Genomic DNA, 18,162 nt, shown 5'->3' on the forward strand with positions numbered 1-18,162 from the left:
TGAGCGATCCCGCGCTGCTGGCTCTTAGTGCGAAGATGAGTTCTACCGACAGAAATTCGAACGAACTTTTTTCATGCTGCGGTGCGACAGGCATTTGCCTAAGCGCCCGCGTTTTCAAGTGTTTTTCGCAGCATTTCTGTAAAAACGAGATGGCATTGACAGCAGGAAACGTTTCCGCTTAGTATCGTAAACGTTTACGGGATGCGTTTCGGGAGGAAAGCCGGAAACGATCCACCGGAGGAAATCGTGATTTTGAATGCCGTTCTATGCGGGTGCGGAGCCATGTCCAAGGGCTGGTTGCGCGCCATCAAGCAAACCCCGGCTCTTAAAGCCGCCATCGAGGTCAAGGGCCTCGTCGACGTCAATCCGGCAGCAGCCGAAGCACTCGCCGCCGAGTTCGGCCTAAAGGGCGCCGTCATCGGCACCGATCTTGCCGACGTCATTGCCAAGGCCAAGGCCGACATCGTGTTCGACGTCGTCATTCCGACGGCACGTTTCAACGTCGTCTCCACGGCTCTGAAGGCCGGTTGCCACGTTCTCAGCGAAAAGCCGATGGCGACTTCGCTTGCGGAAGGGGCCGCGCTGATCGATCTTGCTGCCGAGACCGGCAAGATCCACGCCATCATCCAGAACCGCCGCTTCATCTCGGGCGTGCGCCGCATGCGCCGTTTCATCGAGAACGGGGCAATCGGTGACCTGACCGCCATCCACTGCGACTTTTTCCTCGCTCCACATTTCGGCGGTTTCCGCGAGGAGATGGACAACGTCCTTTTGCTCGACATGGCGATCCACACCTTCGATGCCGCCCGCTATGTCGCCGACAAAAAGCCACTTGCCGTCTATTGCGTCGAACGCAATCCGAAAGGCTCCTGGTACAGGCACGGCGCCTCGGCCAATGCGACCTTCGAGTTTTCTGACGATGTCGTCTTCACCTACCGCGGCTCCTGGTGCGCCGAAGGCGAGCGCACGAGCTGGGAAAGCGAGTGGCGTCTCGTCGGCTCCAAGGGCATGTTGACCTGGGATGGCGGCGACACGTTCAATGCAGCGGTTGTCGGCAATGAGCCCGGCCTCCTGCATGGCTTTACGCCCGTAAACGTTCCCGAGCCCGCGCACGAAGAAGAAACGCATGGTCATGCCAGCGTCATTGCAGGCTTCGTCGAGGCGATCAAATCAGGCAAGCGGCCCGAAACGGCAAGCTCCGACAATATCAGAAGCCTCGCCATGGTCTTCGGCGCGATCGAAAGCGCCAAGACCGGCAAGCGCATTGAAATTTCAGCATAAGGATTAATGACGTGAGCAACCCCGCCAAGTCCATTCGTATCGGCACCATGGTGAGCGCCTCCAAGGGCGGCGCCGACAAGCGCATCGGCCAGATTGCCGATATGGGCTTTGAAAGCTTCGAGCCCTTCTTCTGGCAGACGACGAACGGCCAGGATCTTGCCGAACTCGGCAAGCGCTGCGTCGATGCCATTGGTGATCGCGACATTACCATCTCGACGCTCGGCATGTTCGGCAATCCGCTCGAAACGACGGAGATCGACCTGCAGACACTGCAGGGCTGGAAGGACTGCATCGACAACGCACACCATTTCGGCGCAACCTGTGTTGCCGGCTTTACCGGCCGCATTCGTAACAAGCCGCTGACCGACAGCCTGCCTCGCTACAAGGAGATCTGGAGCGAGCTGTCAAAGCGTGCAGCCGACAAGGGCGTCAAGATCGCCTTCGAAAACTGCGCCATGGACGGCAACTGGGCGACCGGCGACTGGAACATCGCCCACAACCCGGACGCCTGGGAACTGATCTTCAACGAAACGCCGGACGATCACATCGGCCTTGAGTGGGAGCCTTGCCATCAGATGGTCTATCTGATCGAGCCACTGCCACAGATCCGCAAATGGGCCAAGAAGATCTTTCACGTGCATGGAAAAGACGCGACGATCCGTTGGGACGTCATCAAGGAACACGGCATCTTCGGCAAAGAGAAGTTCGTCTTCATGCGCACGCCAGGCTTCGGCGACAGCAACTGGACGGACATTATTTCCGAACTGCGCCTGGCCGGCTGGTCCGGTTCGATCGATATCGAAGGCTGGCACGATCCGGTCTATCGCGACGACTTGGAAATGACCGGCCAGGTCTACGCACTGAACCATCTCAAGCATGCCCGGGGCGGCGACTTCGTCGTCGATCCGGTCTGATGACATCGTGGCCGGCGAGGAGGAATCGCCGGCTTCCGACAGGATAACCACAAAGGAGGAGAACTATGGGTATCCGCAAGTTTGCAATGATCGGCGCCTTGGCGCTTGCAGGCGTCTCTCTCTTCGGCCTGGCCGCCAAGGCCGAGGACGTCACCTTGACCCTCTGGTCGCTGGACAAGGACATTCAGCCGGCGCCGAACCTCGTCAAGGAATTCAACGCGCAGAACAACGGAATCAAGATCGAGTATCGTCTGATCCAGTTCGATGACGTCGTCACCGAAGCCATGCGCGCCTATGCCACCGGCCAGGCTCCTGACATCATCGCGGTCGACAACCCCGAGCATGCCATGTTCGCATCGCGTGGTGCCTTCCTCGATATCACCGACATGATCAAGGGATCGTCGGCCATCAAGCCGGAAAACTACTTCCCTGGTCCGCTGAAATCGGTCGAATGGGACGGCAAGTACTACGGCATTCCGAAGGCGACCAATACGATCGCGCTCTACTACAACAAAGATATGTTCAAGGCGAAGGGTCTTGATCCGAACAAGCCGCCGCAGACCTGGGACGAACTTGTCGAGGATGCGCGCAAGCTGACCGACCCGGCCAAGAATGTCTATGGCCTGGCCTTCTCCGCCAAGGCGAACGAGGAGGGCACTTTCCAGTTCCTTCCCTGGGCCCAGATGGCAGGCGGCGGCTATGAGAACATCAATGCCGAAGGCGCGGTCAAGGCACTGGAAACCTGGAAGACGATCATGGACGAGAAGCTTGCTTCTCCGGACACGCTGACCCGCGGCCAGTGGGATTCGACCGGCACCTTCAATTCGGGAAATGCCGCCATGGCGATCTCTGGTCCCTGGGAGCTCGATCGCATGATGAAGGAAGCGAAGTTTGATTGGGGCGTAGCCCTGCTTCCGGTTCCAAAGGAAGGGGCCGAGCGTTCTTCCGCCATGGGCGACTTCAACTGGGCGATCTTTGCCAGCTCGAAGCATCCGGCCGAAGCCTTCAAGGCACTCGAGTTCTTTGCCTCCCAGGACGACAAGATGTTCAAGAACTACGGCCAGCTTCCGGCCCGTTCCGACATCACCATCCCGCAGACCGGCGAGAAGCTGAAGGACGAGGCGCTGAAAGTCTTCATCGAACAGCTGAAATACGCCAAGCCGCGTGGCCCGAACCCGCAATGGCCAAAGATCTCCAAGGCGATCCAGGACGCCATCCAGGCTGCTCTGACCGGTCAGATGAGCCCGAAGGACGCACTCGATCAGGCTGCCGACAAGATCAAGGCTGTTCTTGGCTAGTATCCCTCGCATAACCGGATGGCTTTCGGGCCATCCCACGATTTCCTCCCGGCAGGGGCTGTCTTCCAGCGCAAGCTCCAGACAGCCCCGTTCGGAGTATTGGAGGACCGATGAAACGGATTCTTTCAAGTGTCAGGGACGGCCGCGGCTTCGACATCACGCTCGTCGCCCTTCCGCTGACGTTCCTGTTCCTGATGGCGGGATTGCCGCTTATCTACAATGTGGTGATGAGCTTCCAGGAGGTTGACATGTTCAGCCTCGGAACCTTTTCGCGTCCCTTCGTCGGCTTCAAGAACTATACCGATCTCTTTGCCCAGCCGGAAACTTGGCCGATCCTCGGCAATACCGTGATCTTCGTGGTCGGCTCGATCGCGGGGCAGTTCCTGATCGGATTCGGTCTTGCGCTGTTCTTCTGGGTCAATTTCCCGGGCGCCTCGTGGCTGCGCGGCCTGTTCCTCGTCTCCTGGGTCATGCCCGGCCTCGTTGTCGGTGCGATCTGGAACTGGATCCTTTCGGGCGATTTCGGCGTCCTCAATTTTATTCTCAAGGAGAGCGGCATCATCGGCAGCAATATCTTCTGGCGCTCCGATCCACACTTTTCGCTCTATGCCGTCATCATCGCCAACGTCTGGCTGGGAACGGCCTTCAACATGATCCTGCTATCGGTCGGCCTGTCCGGTATCCCCGGCGACCTCTATGAGGCGGCGGAACTCGATGGCGCCAATGCCTGGCAACGCTTCTGGACGATCACGCTGCCGATGATGCGTTCGACGATCGGCGCCATCATCGCGCTTGGCCTGATCTTCACGCTTCAGCAGTTCGACCTCTTTGCCGCGATCACGTCCGGCGGTCCGAACAACTCATCCAACGTCACGCAATACTGGGCCTGGGACTTGTCCTTCCGCCAGTATGATTTCGCCAAGGGCGCGACCATCTCCGTCATCATGATCGTCTTCGTCATGTTCGCCTCGGTCGTCTATGTCCGCTCCACGCGCCATGAGGTGCGCGGATGAGTGAGACAACACGCAACCGCCTTATGCTTGTGATCGCCATCGTCATGGCGGCGATTTATCTATTCCCGCTCTACTGGATGTACGTCACGGCCATCAAGGGCGGGTCGGAGATGTTCGCCACGCCGCCAAGCTTCTGGCCCGGCGATCCGCAATGGGGCACCTTCGGCTATGTCTGGGAAAGCCGCAACATGGGTCGCTATCTCTGGAACTCGCTGGTCATCGCGGTCGGCGCCGTTACATTGATTACCGTTCTCGGCGTTGGTTGCGCCTATGTTCTGGCGCGCTATCGCAACGTCTGGGTGGATGTCGGTCTCTTCCTGATCCTGATGCTGCAGGTCTTGCCTGCATCGCTGATGGTGACGCCGATCTTCGTCGGATTTTCGCAATTCGGGATGCTCGACCATCCACGCCTTGCCGTCATCATCGCGATTGCTGCCAAAAGCATGCCGTTCTTCGTCGTCCTGGTGCGCGCCACCTTCATGGCGGTGCCGATGGAACTCGAGGAGGCCGCGCTCGTCGACGGCAACAGCCGCGTCGGCGCTTTCTTCAATATCGTGTTGCCGCTTGCCCGCAACGGCATCTTGGTCAGCGCCATCCTGATCTTCATGCAGGCCTTCGGCGAGTTCGTCTATTCGAAGTCGATGATCCAGGCGGTCGATCTCCAACCGGCGAGCGTCGGTCTCAACTCCTTCATGGGACCGAACACCAACGAGTGGAACAACATCATGGCTTACGCCACGATGTATGTGACACCGATCCTTGCCATCTTCGTTCTCTTGCAGCGCCGCATCGTATCCGGCCTCACCTCTGGAGCCCTCAAATGACCAATCAGATCGAGCTCAGCGGCGTCAACAAGCACTACGGCGCATTCCATGCCCTGAAGAACATCAACCTGTCGATCGCAAAGGGCACCTTCGTCGCACTCGTCGGCCCGTCCGGCTGCGGCAAGTCCACCCTTCTGCGTTCGCTTGCGGGCCTTGAAAGCATTTCCGAAGGCGAGTTGAAGATTGCCGGCCGGCTGATGAACAACGTGCCGCCGCGCAAGCGCGACGTCGCCATGGTTTTCCAGTCATACGCGCTTTATCCGCACATGACCGTCGAGGAGAACCTGACCTACAGCCTGCGCATTCGCGGCGTCGCCAAGGCTGAAGCCCGCAAGGCGGCGGAAGAGGTTGCGGCGACCACCGGCCTGTCGCATTTGCTCAAGCGTTACCCGCGTGAGCTTTCGGGCGGCCAGCGCCAGCGTGTCGCGATGAGCCGCGCCATCATCCGTCATCCGAAGGCATTCCTGTTCGACGAGCCGCTCTCCAACCTCGACGCAGCGCTGCGTGTTCACATGCGCAAGGAAATCCGCGCGCTGCACGATCGGCTGCATGCAACCTCGGTCTACGTCACGCATGACCAGATCGAGGCGATGACGATGGCCGACCATGTTGTCGTCATGCGCGAAGGCGTGATCGAGCAGCAGGGCAAGCCGCTGGATCTTTACGACAAGCCCGCCAACAAGTTCGTTGCGGGCTTCATCGGCTCCCCCGCCATGAACTTCATCCCGGCCGTCGTCGCCGAAGACGGCAAAAGCCTGACGATCGATCTTGGCAGCGTGAAGCACAAGATTGCGACCGACCATCAGGTCCAGCCGGGGCGCAAGGTGACCGCCGGCATTCGTCCCGAACATATCGGCCTAACGGCGCCGGGGCAGGGCACGTTCGACGTGCCAGTGGCAGTCGTCGAATCGACCGGCTCATCGACCTTCGTCACGGCTGCGACGACACCCGAATTGACCATCGTCGAGACGGGCCGCGGCATGGCGCGGGCGGGCGAGACGATCGGCGTGATCATCGATCCCTCACAGCTGCATCTGTTCGACGAGATGAGCGGTATCCGACTCTGAACCATTGGCGGCCGGCCGGATCCGGCCGCCTCGACTGGTCTTCAGCGTCCGCCTTCGATCTTGCGATGCCGCTGGTTGGTGCCGCCGGTGCCATAGGGGTAGTCGGAAACATGGGGCTGGCTGACGTCGCTTAGCTTCGTCATCTCCTCTTCGGAAAGCGAAAGCTTTGCCGCGGCGAGATTGTCCGCAAGCTGCTCACTCGTTCGCGCTCCCAGAATGACCGATGTCACAGCTGGTCGCGCCGCAGTCCAGGCAAGGGCGATCTGTGCCATGCTGACACCACGGGCCTTGGCGATCGCCTCCACCGTCTCGATGATCGCCCATGTCCGCTCCTGCGCATTCCGCTGCGCATAAGATTCCATGCCCCGGTTCGGGTTCTCCCCAAGACGGGTGGCACCCGTCGGCATATGGTCGCGCCGGTACTTACCCGTCAGCCAGCCGCCGCCGAGCGGTGACCACGGCAGCAAGCCCATACCGGCATCCTGGCAAGCGGCTACGATCTCAAACTCGATGTCGCGCACCAGCAGGTTATACTGTGGCTGCAACGTCACCGGCCGGGTGTAGCCGCGTGCCTTGGCGATCTCGACGGCCTTGGCGATCTGCCATCCGACATAGTTGGAAAAGCCGTAATAGCCGATCTTGCCGGCGCAGACGGCATCATCGAGAAAGCGCAGCGTCTCCTCGATCGGCGTCAGCGCGTCCCAGGCGTGCATTTGATAAAGATCGATGTGCTCGAGGCCAAGGCGCGCAAGCGAGGCATCGAGCGCCTGGTTCAGATGGCGGCGAGAAAGACCGATGTCGTTCGGACCGGGCCCCATCGGGAACCGTCCCTTGGTCGCGATCACGGCCTGCTTGGCTTCCGTGGGCCGCGCCTTGAGCCATCGCCCAATGATCTCTTCCGACTTGCCGGCGCTATAAACGTCAGCGGTGTCGATGAAGTTTCCGCCCCAGGCAAAATAGTCGTCAAGCAGTTTGTGCGAAGCCGCTTCGTCAGCCTCTGCACCGAACGTCATGGTGCCAAGGCAGTAGGCGGTGACGACTGCACCGCTATGGCCAAGCTTGCGGTAATCCATGGAAGATCCTCCTCTTCGAAATAGTGGCGTTGCTTGGAAAGGTTTGTCCTACGTCGCTGAACCGTTCGTCGTTGTCTCTTCGAGCACGGCGTCCGGAATGTCGTCGAAGGACGCGTAGTTCAGGTTATAAAGCCGCGAATAAAGCTTGCGGTTTCTCATCAGTTCCTGGTGGTTACCGCTTTCGATCAACTCACCGTTCTGCAGGACGATGATGCGATCGGCCTCCCTGATCGTGGCGAGGCGGTGGGCGATAACAAGCCCCGTGCGGTTTTCGAGCAGCTTGACCAGCGCCTTCTGGATCAGCATTTCCGTATAGCTGTCGATATTGGCCGTCGCCTCGTCGAGGACCAGTATTTTCGCGTCGGCCACCAGCGCACGGGCAAAGCTCAAGAGCTGACGCTGGCCGAGCGAAAGGTTGCCGCCGCGTTCGCCGAGCATGCTGTCGTAGCCCTGCGCAAGGCGCATAATGAAGTCGTGAGCGCCGACGGCCTTGGCCGCCTCAATGACCTGTTCGCGGGTCGCTTCCACCTTGTGATAGCGAATGTTCTCGAAGACCGTACCCGTAAACAGGAATGGCTCCTGAAGGACCATGGCGATCTGATCGCCAAGCGAATCCTGGGTCAGGTTGCGCACGTCGTGCCCGCCGACCAACACCTGTCCCTGCTGGACGTCGTAGAAGCGATGGATCAGCGACATGCAGCTCGACTTGCCCGAACCCGTCGGCCCAACAAGTGCGACCGTCTCGCCCGGGTTCACCTTGAAACTGACATGCTTGAGAACCGGATGCTTCCGATGATAGCCGAAGACCACATCGCGAAATTCCACTGACCCGTCCATGTCGGCGGACAATTCCTTGGCATCTGGGGCGTCCTTGATCTCGACGGGCACGTCGAGAACTTCGGTCAATCGCTGACCGGAAGCCATGGCGCGCTGCATCACCGAATATTGCAGCGTCAGCGAGCGGATCGGGTCGAAGAAGCGCTGGATATAGAACAGGAATGCAACAAGGACGCCAACATCGAGTGCTTGGTTCAGAACACGCGCGCCCCCGACGACAATGACGAGCGCCATGGCGACACCGGTCAGCGAGTCGACGATCGGCACCATCACCTGGGCATAGCGTGCCGCTGTCAGGTGCGTCTTCAGATTGGCCTTCGCTTTGTCGTCATAGAGCATGAAGTTGACCCCCTGGCGGTCCATGCTCTGGACCGCTCTTACGCCGTGGATCGCCTCGGCCAGCGCTCCGTTGGCGACGGAATTGGTCTCGTGCGCTGCCATGAAGGACTTGCGGGCCAGAGGCAGCCAGAAAAGCCGCACGACGAAAAGGATCGGCAGGACCGAGAGCGTCAAAAGGCCAAGCTTGAAGTCGAGATAGAGCATCACGAAGACAATGCCGAACAGCAGCGCGATATCGCCGACCGACAGGACGGAGGTTTCCAGGAACTCCTGCATCGAATTGACGTCACCCTGCAGGCGCGACATCAGGCGGCCGACCTCGGTCTTGTCCATAAAGGAGAGAGAAACCCGCTGCAGGTGCGAAAACATCGCCTTGCGGATGTCGAAGAGCACCTCTTCGGCGACATTGCCAACCAGCGTCTCCTGCGCATAGCTGGCGCCGTAGTTGATCAGGATCGCCACAAGAAAGGTGACCGTCGCCCATGTCAGCGCCGAATGGCCTCCTTGCGGCTGCATGCCGTGATCGATCGCGTAGCGGATGATCAGCGGGATCAACAACTGCATCGCCGTAAAAGTCAGCACGGCGGCCACCGAAAGCCAGACTTGCCGGCGGTAGGGATGCACGAAGGCCCAGATTCGCTTGACGATGTTGCCGTCGAAGGTCTTGCCGAACATCTCCTCCTCGACGCGATGGGAACCGACAACTGCGCGTGGGGGCCGGCGTCCATCCTCGCGAACGTCGGAGCGTTCGGTTTCCAGTTCCTCGGCCATCTATACTCCTCCCCAGGCGCTGAGGGCGTCGTCGCCCGGCCGCACCTGTAGATCGTAGAGCGCCTTGTAGCGCCCGCCCGCGGCCAGCAACTCCTCGTGTGTGCCGCGCTCGACGATTTCTCCATTCTCGACGAACAGGATCTGGTCGGCATGCATCAGCGAGCTCAAGCGATGAGCGACAATAATCGTCAGGCGATCGGCCGCATACTTGCGCATCGCAGAGCGGATGCGCTGTTCGGTTGCCGCATCGATCGCCGCCGTTGAATCATCAAAGATCATGACGGCGGGTTTTAGCATCAGCGCGCGGGCGATCGACAAACGCTGGCGCTGCCCTCCCGACAATGATACGCCGCGTTCGCCAACCACCGTGCCGTAGCCGGTCGGCAGGCCAAGCACGTAGTTGTGCAATTGTGCGCTTTCGCTTGCGCGCTCGATGCGGCCTTCCTTTGCCCAAGGATCGCCGTAGGCGATGTTGTTTTCGATCGAGGTCGTGAACAGGAAGGAATCCTGCTGGACAACCGCGACCGCGCGACGAAGCGACTGCAGTGTCGCCTTGCGGATATCCTGCCCGTCAATGGTGATCTTGCCCTTCGTGACGTCGTAAAACCGCGGGATCAGATGAGCAAGAGTCGACTTGCCGCTGCCCGGCGGCCCGACAATGCCGATCGTCTCGCCGCGTTTTGCTTCGAAGGAGACATTGCCCAGCACCTCGTGCATCGGCGAGCTCGGATAGGCGAAGCTTACATTCTCGAAGCGAAGCGTCCCGTCGGTAAGCACCAGATCCTTGGCGTCAGGCGCATCGCGCACTGCAATTTCGAGGTCGAGCAAATTGAAAAGCCTCGTGCCGCAAGTCGATGCGCGCGCGAAGGCATTGACCATGAGGCCAAGCTGGCGGACCGGCATCTGCAGGATCGTCATGAAGGTCAGGAACGACGCGAGCGTGCCGACCGTGATCTCGCCGGACATGACCTTGCCGCCGCCAACCCAGAGCACGAGACCCATGGCTGCAAAGAAGGAGAAGGTCATGGCGCTGGTATTGACCACGCGGATTCCGACGCGCTGGTGGGCAAGCGTCAACGCGTTCTTCGAGGCCTTCTCGAACTTCATCATCTCGTGCGCCTGCGCGGCGAAGGCCCGTACCACGCGGATGCCTCCGAGATTTTCTTCCATGATGCGCGTCAGCACTGACAACCGCTCCTGCAGGTCGAGCCAGGTCGCGCGCAATCGCAACTGCGTGACCGAAGAACGCCAGCCAACGAACGGCACGAAGCTTAAGGCAAGCAAACCGAGAACGACGTCTGTGGAAAGCAGCATATAGGCGCCGATGCCAATCAGCATTGTCAACAGCACCATGCGCACCAGCGCCGTCGAGAAATACATGCGGACACCTTCGAGGTCGAGCAGACCGACGGTAATCAGATCGCCCGAGTGGACGCCGTCATGAAAACTGAAGGATAGGCGCTGGATTTTCTCGTAGCAGGCAAGGCGTAGCTCGTAGCCGATATGGTGGCCGACGCTTTCGCTGTAATAGTTCTGGATCATCGTAAAGATGCCACGTAGGACGCTGGCGCCGAGCAGCATCAGCGCGGTCGTCAGCAGCGCATCCTGTGCAAGTTGCCCTGCCTGACCGCCTTCCATCGCGATCTGCGTGTGGTCGACAGCCTGGCCGAGCAGACGGGGGATCATCAGCTGAAAGGTAGAGGCCACAAGGGTTGCGCCAATGGCGAAACCGGATTGCCAGGGATGGCGAAATGCCATGACGGTGATGCGGACCAGCGTAAAGAGGCCTTTGCCCCAGCCTGCCGCAATCGCCTTCGCCATCGAAGCCGAGGGCTTCGTCGCGCGTGTTAAAGCATCGCTGCTCACGGGTAATGTTCCAAACAGAGGTGTGGTCGGACGCTGGTCCGGAAAGACGACGAATCCATGAAGGGATTGATGAGCGCCCTTACTTTTGCCGATTCCTTTCGGCCCTTCAAGTCAAGAATTCACCAATTGGTTATTTTATCGTGAGCCTGGAAAAGACGAAGAAGCGGCACCGATACGGCGATATTTGGCTAGAAATATCCAAACAATTTCCGTTCGTTATCGCTAGAGGACTGTGGAGCTTGGAACAAAAGACTTGCCTAAATCGTCTTTTGGAGCTTTCATACACGACCAGTTTGATAGACTAATAGGCGGTTCAAAACTGCGTGAACCAACTCAACGCGCGAGCGATTATTCCCGCGTTGAAACCAATCGAGACACGATGCGCGAAGTCGCAGGGGAGTTGAGATGACGGTTCAAGGGCTTTTTTCCTCGAAGTCAAAAGCGGCGGCACAGATTTCCGCCATGCCGCGCTTTGCCATTGTCGGCCGCGGCTTTTCCGGAATGATGATGGCGGTCGCCCTGATGAAGACAGTGCGCATGCCTTTTCATCTGCAGCTCTTCGACCCCAATTCGTCGGTCAGCGGCGGACAAGCGCTTTCCTCGGCACGCGCTTCGACGATCCTGAATACGCGTGTGCGGGATCTATCGGTTTCCACTGGCGATTCCGACGATTTCAACGACTGGCTCTGTAGCAACGCGGAATTCCGTGCCGCCGTGCCCGCGGCTATCCCGGGGTTCCGACAGATCTTCGTGCCAAAAGAGATATTCAGTGACTACGTCTATCAACGCTTCTCCGAAGCCTTGTCCGCCCGCAGGGACATCACCGTTCAGGTCTGCCACGAACCGGTTGTGGCGATCCGCAGGAGCCACGGCAACCGCTTCCTGCTCGAAAGCGCCAATCCCGCCAATCCGCTATTCGACACGGTCATTCTCGCCACCGGCTACGGCTTGCCGGAGATCGAAGAACCGGACCAGGAGCCTTCGCCAGTCAGAGCCCAGCGCCTGATCGCGCGACCGCATACGGTCCTGCTCGGCAGCGGCATCCGGGTCGTCGATCAGCTCTTGCAATTGCGCGATGCCGGCTATGCAGGGCAGGTTACTATCCTCTCCCGGCACGGTTTCCTACCCCAGAGCCATACTCCCAACTCTGCCGATCCGGTTTTTCCTGCGGACGCTCTGCCGTCCAACCTCCCTGATATCCTGCGTTTCATCCGCGGCGCCTGCCGCGAGGCCGAAGAAGAAGGCCGAAGCTGGCAATCCGTCATGAACGGGTTGCGCAAGCATGCCCGCTCTCTCTGGCGCGCGCTGCCGGCCCACCAAAAGCGTCAGTTCAACCGTCACCTTCGCGCCATCTACGACAGCCATCGCAACCGACTACCCGAGGCCATCTACGCGCGTCTTCAGAGCGAGCTTGCCGGTGGCAATACGGTTCTTCGCCGCGGCGTCGTGGGACGGCAGGGTTTGAGCGGCTTGTTCTTCCGGCCGGCCAGCTCGCAGTCAGATGAGATCATCCATGCCGAGCGTATCCTGGACTGCCGCTGCCAGGCGCCACAATTGACCTCGCCGCTGCTTGCAAGCCTGATAAGAGAAGGCTTGGCCCTGCCAGACGAATTGTCGCTCGGCCTGGCCGTCGATCAGCGCGGCCAGCCTTACCTCGACGATGGGTCGGTGGTTGAGGGACTGTTTGCCGTCGGCCCGCTCGGCCTCGGCAGTCTACCCGACATCGATCTCGTTCCGGAGATCGTCAGCCAGGCATACGCTGTGGGAGAGCATGTTGCGTTACGTTTCTATCCCCGGAGCAAGGCTGTCTGATCAGCTCGGCGGGCGCGCAATTCGCTGCGGACGACGAAGGCAAGTAGCCCCGAAGCCATGATCGCCAGCGCCAACCAGGTAATCGCGTAAACCAAATGGTTGTTGGGGAAGGTGATCTGCGTCAGCCCGCCAACCGGCAGGCCGCCTGGATTGGGCGTCGCATCAGCATCGATGAAATAGGGGGCGACATCTGCGACATTGCGGCGATCGGCGATCGCTGCCACATCGCGCGAATACCAGCGGTCATTGGCCGGATCGTTGGATTTGATCAGAGTGCCTTTCGGCTCCGTAATCCTCAGCAGTCCGGTGATCTTCACCGACGGGACCTGCCCGTCGCGGCGTGTCGCAGCATCGCGCTTGTCCGTCGGTACGAAGCCGCGGTTGATCAGGATAGAGGTCCCGTTTGAGAGATTGAGCGGGGTGATTACCCAATAGCCTGGTCCGAGCGCCGTCGACGCGTAGATCAGCGTTTCCTTGTCGTTTTGCAGGATACCTTCGGCCGTCACATGACGATATTCGTCATTGGCGCGACTGACCTCGCCCCACTGCGCGCGTGCAGGCGCTGGAACCGGCTTTGCATGGACGCGCTGATCAACGCGGGCGATCAGATCCTCTTTCCAGGAAAGCCGTTCGACCTGCCAGATACCGAGCGATAACAGGGCGGCAATCAGCAACACCATGAGACCGCAGAATATCGTGAGCCCGGCGGCGGTATGTTGTCTTTGCGCTTTTTCGGAGGGAATGTCGGCCATGGCCAAAACCTTTGCGGGCGACGTGACCGCCGCCCGCTCGTTGCCCTCAGGGCATGTTCTTCATCATTTCCGGGCTCATCGGCATCATGTTTGTGTTCAGATGATGCATGACCCAGAGGGAACCGGCGAGCGCAATGGCTACGAGCAACAGCGTGAAGATCAACGCCATCATCGTCCAGCCACCTTCCGAGCGCGGATTCATATGAAGGAAGAAGATCATATGAACGACGATCTGCACAGCGGCGAGTCCCATAACCCAGGCAGCAGTGACGCCCGGGTTTTCAAATACGCCGGCCATGACCAGCCAGAACGGGATCGCCGTCAGAATGACCGACAGCACGAAACCGATCATATAGCTCTTGAATGTGCCGTGGGCCGCCTCGTGCCCATGGCTGTGGCCATGATGGGCTTCGTGCGCGTCTTCGGTTGCGGGTGCGTTGGAGGTCATCCGAGAACTCCCATAAGATAGACGAAGGAGAAGACGCCGATCCACACGACGTCGAGGAAGTGCCAGAACATTGACAGGCACATCAGGCGGCGACGGTTTTCCGGGATCAGACCGCGCAGCGATACCTGCACCATCAGCGTCACCAGCCAAACGATGCCGAAGGTGACGTGCAGACCGTGCGTGCCGACCAACGTGAAGAAGCCGGACAGGAAGGCACTGCGGGTTGGACCCGCGCCCTCGTGGATCAGGTGCGCGAACTCATAGAGTTCAATCCCAAGGAAGGCGAGACCGAAGAGGCCGGTAACGGCGAGCCAGAAGAGCGTGGCGCTCTTTTCCTTCCGCTCCATCTGCAGCATCGCGAAGCCATAGGTGATGGAGGACAAAAGCAGCATCGACGTGTTGATCGCCACCAGCGGCAGATCAAAGAGATCGGCCGGTGACGGTCCGGCCGCATAATTGCGGCCGAGAACGGCGTAGGTGGCAAACAGCACCGCGAAGATGAGGCAGTCGCTCATCAGATAGAGCCAGAAGCCCAGCATCGTGCTGCCTTCGGGATGGTGCTCCTCGGTCAGGTAGAATTCAGGCTTATTGGCCTTGTCGATCACAGTATCGCTCATGGTCTTACACCTGCTCGGCAAGCAGTGCCGTGCGCTTGCCTTCCGTTTCCGTGACTTCCTCGGCGGGAATGTAGAAGTCGCGCTTGTAGTTGAAGGTATGGCCGATCGCGACCGCAAGCATGGCTGCGAACGACAGGATGGCGAGCCACCACATGTACCAGATGAGACCGAAAGCCAGCCCGATGCTGAGTGCGCCAAGGATGACACCCGTTCCGGTATTCTTCGGCATGTGGATCGGCTTGAAGCCTTCCAGCGGGCGGGCATAGCCGCGCCCCTTCATGTCGTACCAGGAATCATGGTCGTGGACGACGGGCGTGAAGGCGAAGTTGTAGTCCGGCGGCGGCGAGGAAGTCGACCATTCCAGCGTGCGACCATCCCAGGGATCGCCGGTCGTATCTCGCAACTCCTCGCGCTTGAAGAAGCTGACGACGAGTTGGATGATGAAGGAGGCGATGCCGATCGCGATCAGGACGGCGCCAAAGGCTGCGATGATGAACCAGATCTGCAAGGACGGATCCTCGAACTGCGATACACGACGCGTCACGCCCATAAGGCCGAGCACGTAGAGCGGCATGAAGGCGAAGTAGAAGCCGATCAGCCAGAACCAGAAGGACATCTTGCCCCAGAACGGATCGAGCTTGTAGCCGAACGCCTTCGGGAACCAGTAGGTGACGCCGGCCATCAGGCCGAACACGACGCCGCCGATGATGACGTTGTGGAAGTGGGCGATCAGGAAGAGCGAATTGTGCAAGACGAAGTCGGCCGGGGGAACGGCGAGCAGGACGCCGGTCATGCCACCGATGACGAAGGTCACCATGAAGCCGATCGTCCACAGCATCGGCACTTCATAGCGGATGCGGCCGCGATACATCGTAAACAGCCAGTTGAACATCTTTGCCCCTGTCGGGATCGAGATGATCATCGTCGTGATGCCGAAGAAGGAGTTGACGCTTGCGCCCGAACCCATCGTGAAGAAGTGGTGCAGCCAGACGAGGTAGGACAGGATCATGATCACGCAGGTGGCGTAGACCATCGAGGCGTAACCGAAGAGGCGCTTGCCGCAGAAGGTGGCAACAACCTCCGAGAAGATACCAAACGCCGGCAAAACCAGGATGTAGACCTCCGGGTGACCCCAGATCCAGATGAGGTTGACATACATCATCGGATTGCCGCCGAGGTCGTTCGTGAAGAAGTTCGTGCCGGCATAGCGGTCGAGCGACAGGAGCGCCAGCGTCGCCGTCAGAATCGGGAAGGTCGCGACGATCAGGATGTTGGTGCAGAGCGCCGTCCAGGTGAAGACCGGCATCTTCATGAAGCTCATGCCGGGTGCACGCATCTTGACGATGGTCGCAATCAGGTTGATCCCTGACAGGGTCGTGCCGATACCTGCCACCTGCAAGCCCCAGATGTAGTAATCGACGCCGACGCCCGGACTATAGTCGGATCCCGACAGCGGCGGATAGGCAAGCCAACCGGTCTGCGCGAATTCGCCGACGAAAAGCGAGATCATGATGATGATCGCGCCTGCCGTCGTCATCCAGAACGAGAAGTTGTTCAGGAACGGGAAGGATACGTCTCGCGCGCCGATCTGCAGCGGCACCACAAGGTTCATCAGGCCCGTGACGAACGGCATCGCCATGAAGAAGATCATGATGACGCCATGGGCCGTGAAGACCTGGTCGTAGTGATGCGGCGGCAGGTAGCCACCCGATCCGTTGAAGGCAATGGCCTGCTGGAGGCGCATCATGATTGCGTCGGAGAAGCCGCGCAGCAGCATGATGAGCGCAAGGATGACATACATGATGCCGATCTTCTTGTGATCGACGCTCGTCAGCCACTCGCGCCAGAGGTAACCCCAGAGCTTGAAATAGGTAACAACACCCAGAAGCGCGATGCCACCTAGCGCGACGGCCGCGAAGGTCACGACCAGGATAGGCTCGTGATAGGGGATCGATTCTAGGGTCAACCGACCGAAGATGAACTTCAGGAGGTCAGGATTGGAAAACATGGATGAACCCGTTCATTGATGTCGTATCGACGCAAAGCGCCAGGTCTTAGTTGCTGTTTGATTGCGCAGGCGTCGTCTCGCCGCCGGTTCGGCTGTCCATGCCGGGCATCGCGTGACCGTCATGTTGCATTCCCGGCATGTTCTGCATGTCGTTGGTCTCGTTGGTGCCGTTCGTAGCGTCTGCCGGCTTGGCTTCGATGGCATCGTGGCTTTCGCCCGCAGGCGCCCCGGGTTCGCCACCGGTCTGATTGGCATGACGGTCGTCGTAGCGCAGCTTCTCGCGATTTTCGGCGCTTTCCTTGCCGCCGCCGCCCATCATGTCGATGTGCATCATCTCGTTCATGCACATCTTGCCGGGTGCCGCGCACATGTTGAGAATTGCATTGAAGAGATCCTTGTCGACCGACGAGAAATAACGCACCGGCTCCCTCTCACTCGGCCGCTCGAGCTTCAGATAGGTGTCCCGGTTCAGTGCCGTGCCCTTTTCCTTGACCTGCGCCACCCACTGATCGAATCCCTTTTGGTTTACGCCATGGAACTTGAAGCGCATGTGCGAGAAGCCGGCGCCGCTGTAGTTGGCCGAAAAGCCGTCAAAGACACCTTCCTTGTTGATGACGGCATGCAGCCGGGTCTCCATGCCGGGCATCGCATAGATCTGACCCGCAAGCGCAGGCACGTAGAAGGAGTTCATGACCGACGAGGAGGTGATCCTGAAACTGATCGGAACGTCGACTGGCGCTGCCATTTCATTGACGGTCGCAATGCCGAGTTCGGGATAGAAGAACAGCCATTTCCAGTCGAGCGCGACGACTTCAACGGTCAGCGGCTTGGTATCGGCCGGGATGGCGCGCTCAGCGTCAATCCGATCGAGAGGACGAAAGGGGTCGAGCTTGTGCGTGCTGATCCAGGTGATGGCCCCGAGTGCGATGATGATCGCCAACGGCGCTGACCAGATGACCACCTCGAGACGTGTGGAATGGTGCCATTCCGGATCATAAGTGGCCGCCGCGTTGGAACGGCGATAGCGCCAGGCAAACAGCAGCGTCAGGAAGATCACCGGAACGATGATCAGCAGCATCAAAACCGTCGACACAATGATCAGGTCGCGTTGCTGCATAGCGATATCGCCTGAAGGCGACATGACCACCAAATTGCATCCAGCCAGCGCCAAAAGCAGTGGCAGAACGAGGAGATGGCGGGAAAACCTTGGCAGTTTTTGCACGTCTCTATGCTCTTGTTGTT

At 59.5% G+C, this 18,162-nt stretch carries 15 protein-coding genes; 7 read left to right on the plus strand and 8 right to left on the minus strand.

The window, feature by feature from the left end:
• Window positions 1–246: 246 nt before the first annotated feature.
• The 6 genes from FHT71_RS00120 to FHT71_RS00145 all read left to right on the plus strand — a co-directional run bounded on the left by FHT71_RS00120 (window position 247) and on the right by FHT71_RS00145 (window position 6,397).
• Window positions 247–1,281: a Gfo/Idh/MocA family oxidoreductase gene (locus FHT71_RS00120; RefSeq protein ID WP_132588249.1), complete on the plus strand. Its 1,035-nt coding sequence runs from the start codon at window positions 247–249 to the stop codon at window positions 1,279–1,281.
• An 11-nt stretch (window positions 1,282–1,292) separates the two neighbouring features.
• Window positions 1,293–2,195 carry a sugar phosphate isomerase/epimerase gene (locus FHT71_RS00125; RefSeq protein ID WP_007794886.1) on the plus strand — a complete coding sequence of 301 codons (903 nt, stop codon included), beginning with the start codon at window positions 1,293–1,295 and terminating at the stop codon, window positions 2,193–2,195.
• 65 nt (window positions 2,196–2,260) lie between these two features.
• The gene (locus tag FHT71_RS00130; protein ID WP_132588247.1) at window positions 2,261–3,493 is read left to right on the plus strand and encodes a sugar ABC transporter substrate-binding protein; all 1,233 of its coding nucleotides are present in this window, start codon (window positions 2,261–2,263) and stop codon (window positions 3,491–3,493) included.
• A gap of 110 nt (window positions 3,494–3,603) precedes the next feature.
• The gene (locus tag FHT71_RS00135) at window positions 3,604–4,506 is read left to right on the plus strand and encodes a sugar ABC transporter permease (protein WP_007794893.1); all 903 of its coding nucleotides are present in this window, start codon (window positions 3,604–3,606) and stop codon (window positions 4,504–4,506) included.
• Window positions 4,503–5,330: a carbohydrate ABC transporter permease gene (locus FHT71_RS00140; RefSeq protein WP_132588246.1), complete on the plus strand. Its 828-nt coding sequence runs from the start codon at window positions 4,503–4,505 to the stop codon at window positions 5,328–5,330. The genes FHT71_RS00135 and FHT71_RS00140 overlap by 4 nt, the downstream gene beginning before the upstream one ends.
• Window positions 5,327–6,397, plus strand: a complete 1,071-nt coding sequence (locus FHT71_RS00145; RefSeq protein WP_183718609.1) for an ABC transporter ATP-binding protein — start codon at window positions 5,327–5,329, stop codon at window positions 6,395–6,397. Before FHT71_RS00140 ends, FHT71_RS00145 begins: the two co-directional genes overlap by 4 nt.
• 41 nt (window positions 6,398–6,438) lie before the next feature.
• Here FHT71_RS00145 and FHT71_RS00150 read toward each other — a convergent pair whose 3' ends face one another.
• Genes FHT71_RS00150 through FHT71_RS00160 form a run of 3 tightly spaced genes read right to left on the minus strand, consistent with a single transcriptional unit; the run spans window position 6,439 to window position 11,238 of the window.
• The gene (locus FHT71_RS00150) at window positions 6,439–7,470 is read right to left on the minus strand and encodes an aldo/keto reductase (RefSeq protein WP_132588244.1); all 1,032 of its coding nucleotides are present in this window, start codon (window positions 7,468–7,470) and stop codon (window positions 6,439–6,441) included.
• 48 nt (window positions 7,471–7,518) lie between these two features.
• Window positions 7,519–9,417, minus strand: coding sequence for an ABC transporter ATP-binding protein (locus FHT71_RS00155; protein ID WP_183718611.1), 1,899 nt, complete (start codon window positions 9,415–9,417; stop codon window positions 7,519–7,521).
• Window positions 9,418–11,238: an ABC transporter ATP-binding protein gene (locus tag FHT71_RS00160; protein ID WP_132588288.1), complete on the minus strand. Its 1,821-nt coding sequence runs from the start codon at window positions 11,236–11,238 to the stop codon at window positions 9,418–9,420. It lies immediately after the preceding gene.
• 450 nt (window positions 11,239–11,688) lie between these two features.
• On the opposite strand from FHT71_RS00160, the gene FHT71_RS00165 reads away from it, so the two are divergent.
• The gene (locus FHT71_RS00165; RefSeq protein ID WP_132588242.1) at window positions 11,689–13,095 is read left to right on the plus strand and encodes an FAD/NAD(P)-binding protein; all 1,407 of its coding nucleotides are present in this window, start codon (window positions 11,689–11,691) and stop codon (window positions 13,093–13,095) included.
• Here FHT71_RS00165 and FHT71_RS00170 read toward each other — a convergent pair.
• From FHT71_RS00170 to cyoA, 5 genes are read right to left on the minus strand one after another with little or no spacing between them, the layout of a single operon-like run.
• Window positions 13,071–13,847, minus strand: coding sequence for an SURF1 family protein (locus tag FHT71_RS00170; RefSeq protein ID WP_183718613.1), 777 nt, complete (start codon window positions 13,845–13,847; stop codon window positions 13,071–13,073). The two genes, FHT71_RS00165 and FHT71_RS00170, sit on opposite strands and share 25 nt — an antisense overlap.
• A gap of 46 nt (window positions 13,848–13,893) precedes the next feature.
• Window positions 13,894–14,295 (minus strand): cytochrome o ubiquinol oxidase subunit IV, encoded by a 402-nt coding sequence (gene cyoD, locus FHT71_RS00175; RefSeq protein WP_183718615.1) that lies wholly within the window; start codon window positions 14,293–14,295, stop codon window positions 13,894–13,896.
• Entirely contained in the window at window positions 14,292–14,912 is a 621-nt protein-coding gene (gene cyoC, locus FHT71_RS00180; RefSeq protein WP_132588240.1) for a cytochrome o ubiquinol oxidase subunit III, read from the minus strand. Before cyoC ends, cyoD begins: the two co-directional genes overlap by 4 nt.
• A gap of 4 nt (window positions 14,913–14,916) precedes the next feature.
• On the minus strand, window positions 14,917–16,920 hold the full coding sequence (gene cyoB, locus FHT71_RS00185; RefSeq protein WP_132588239.1) for a cytochrome o ubiquinol oxidase subunit I: 2,004 nt from the start codon (window positions 16,918–16,920) through the stop codon (window positions 14,917–14,919).
• Window positions 16,921–16,966: 46 nt separating this feature from the next.
• Window positions 16,967–18,142, minus strand: a complete 1,176-nt coding sequence (gene cyoA, locus FHT71_RS00190) for a ubiquinol oxidase subunit II (protein ID WP_132588238.1) — start codon at window positions 18,140–18,142, stop codon at window positions 16,967–16,969.
• Between the last annotated feature and the right edge of the window lie 20 nt (window positions 18,143–18,162).

It is taken from the genome of Rhizobium sp. BK060, from assembly GCF_014193145.1.
GTDB lineage: Bacteria > Pseudomonadota > Alphaproteobacteria > Rhizobiales > Rhizobiaceae > Rhizobium.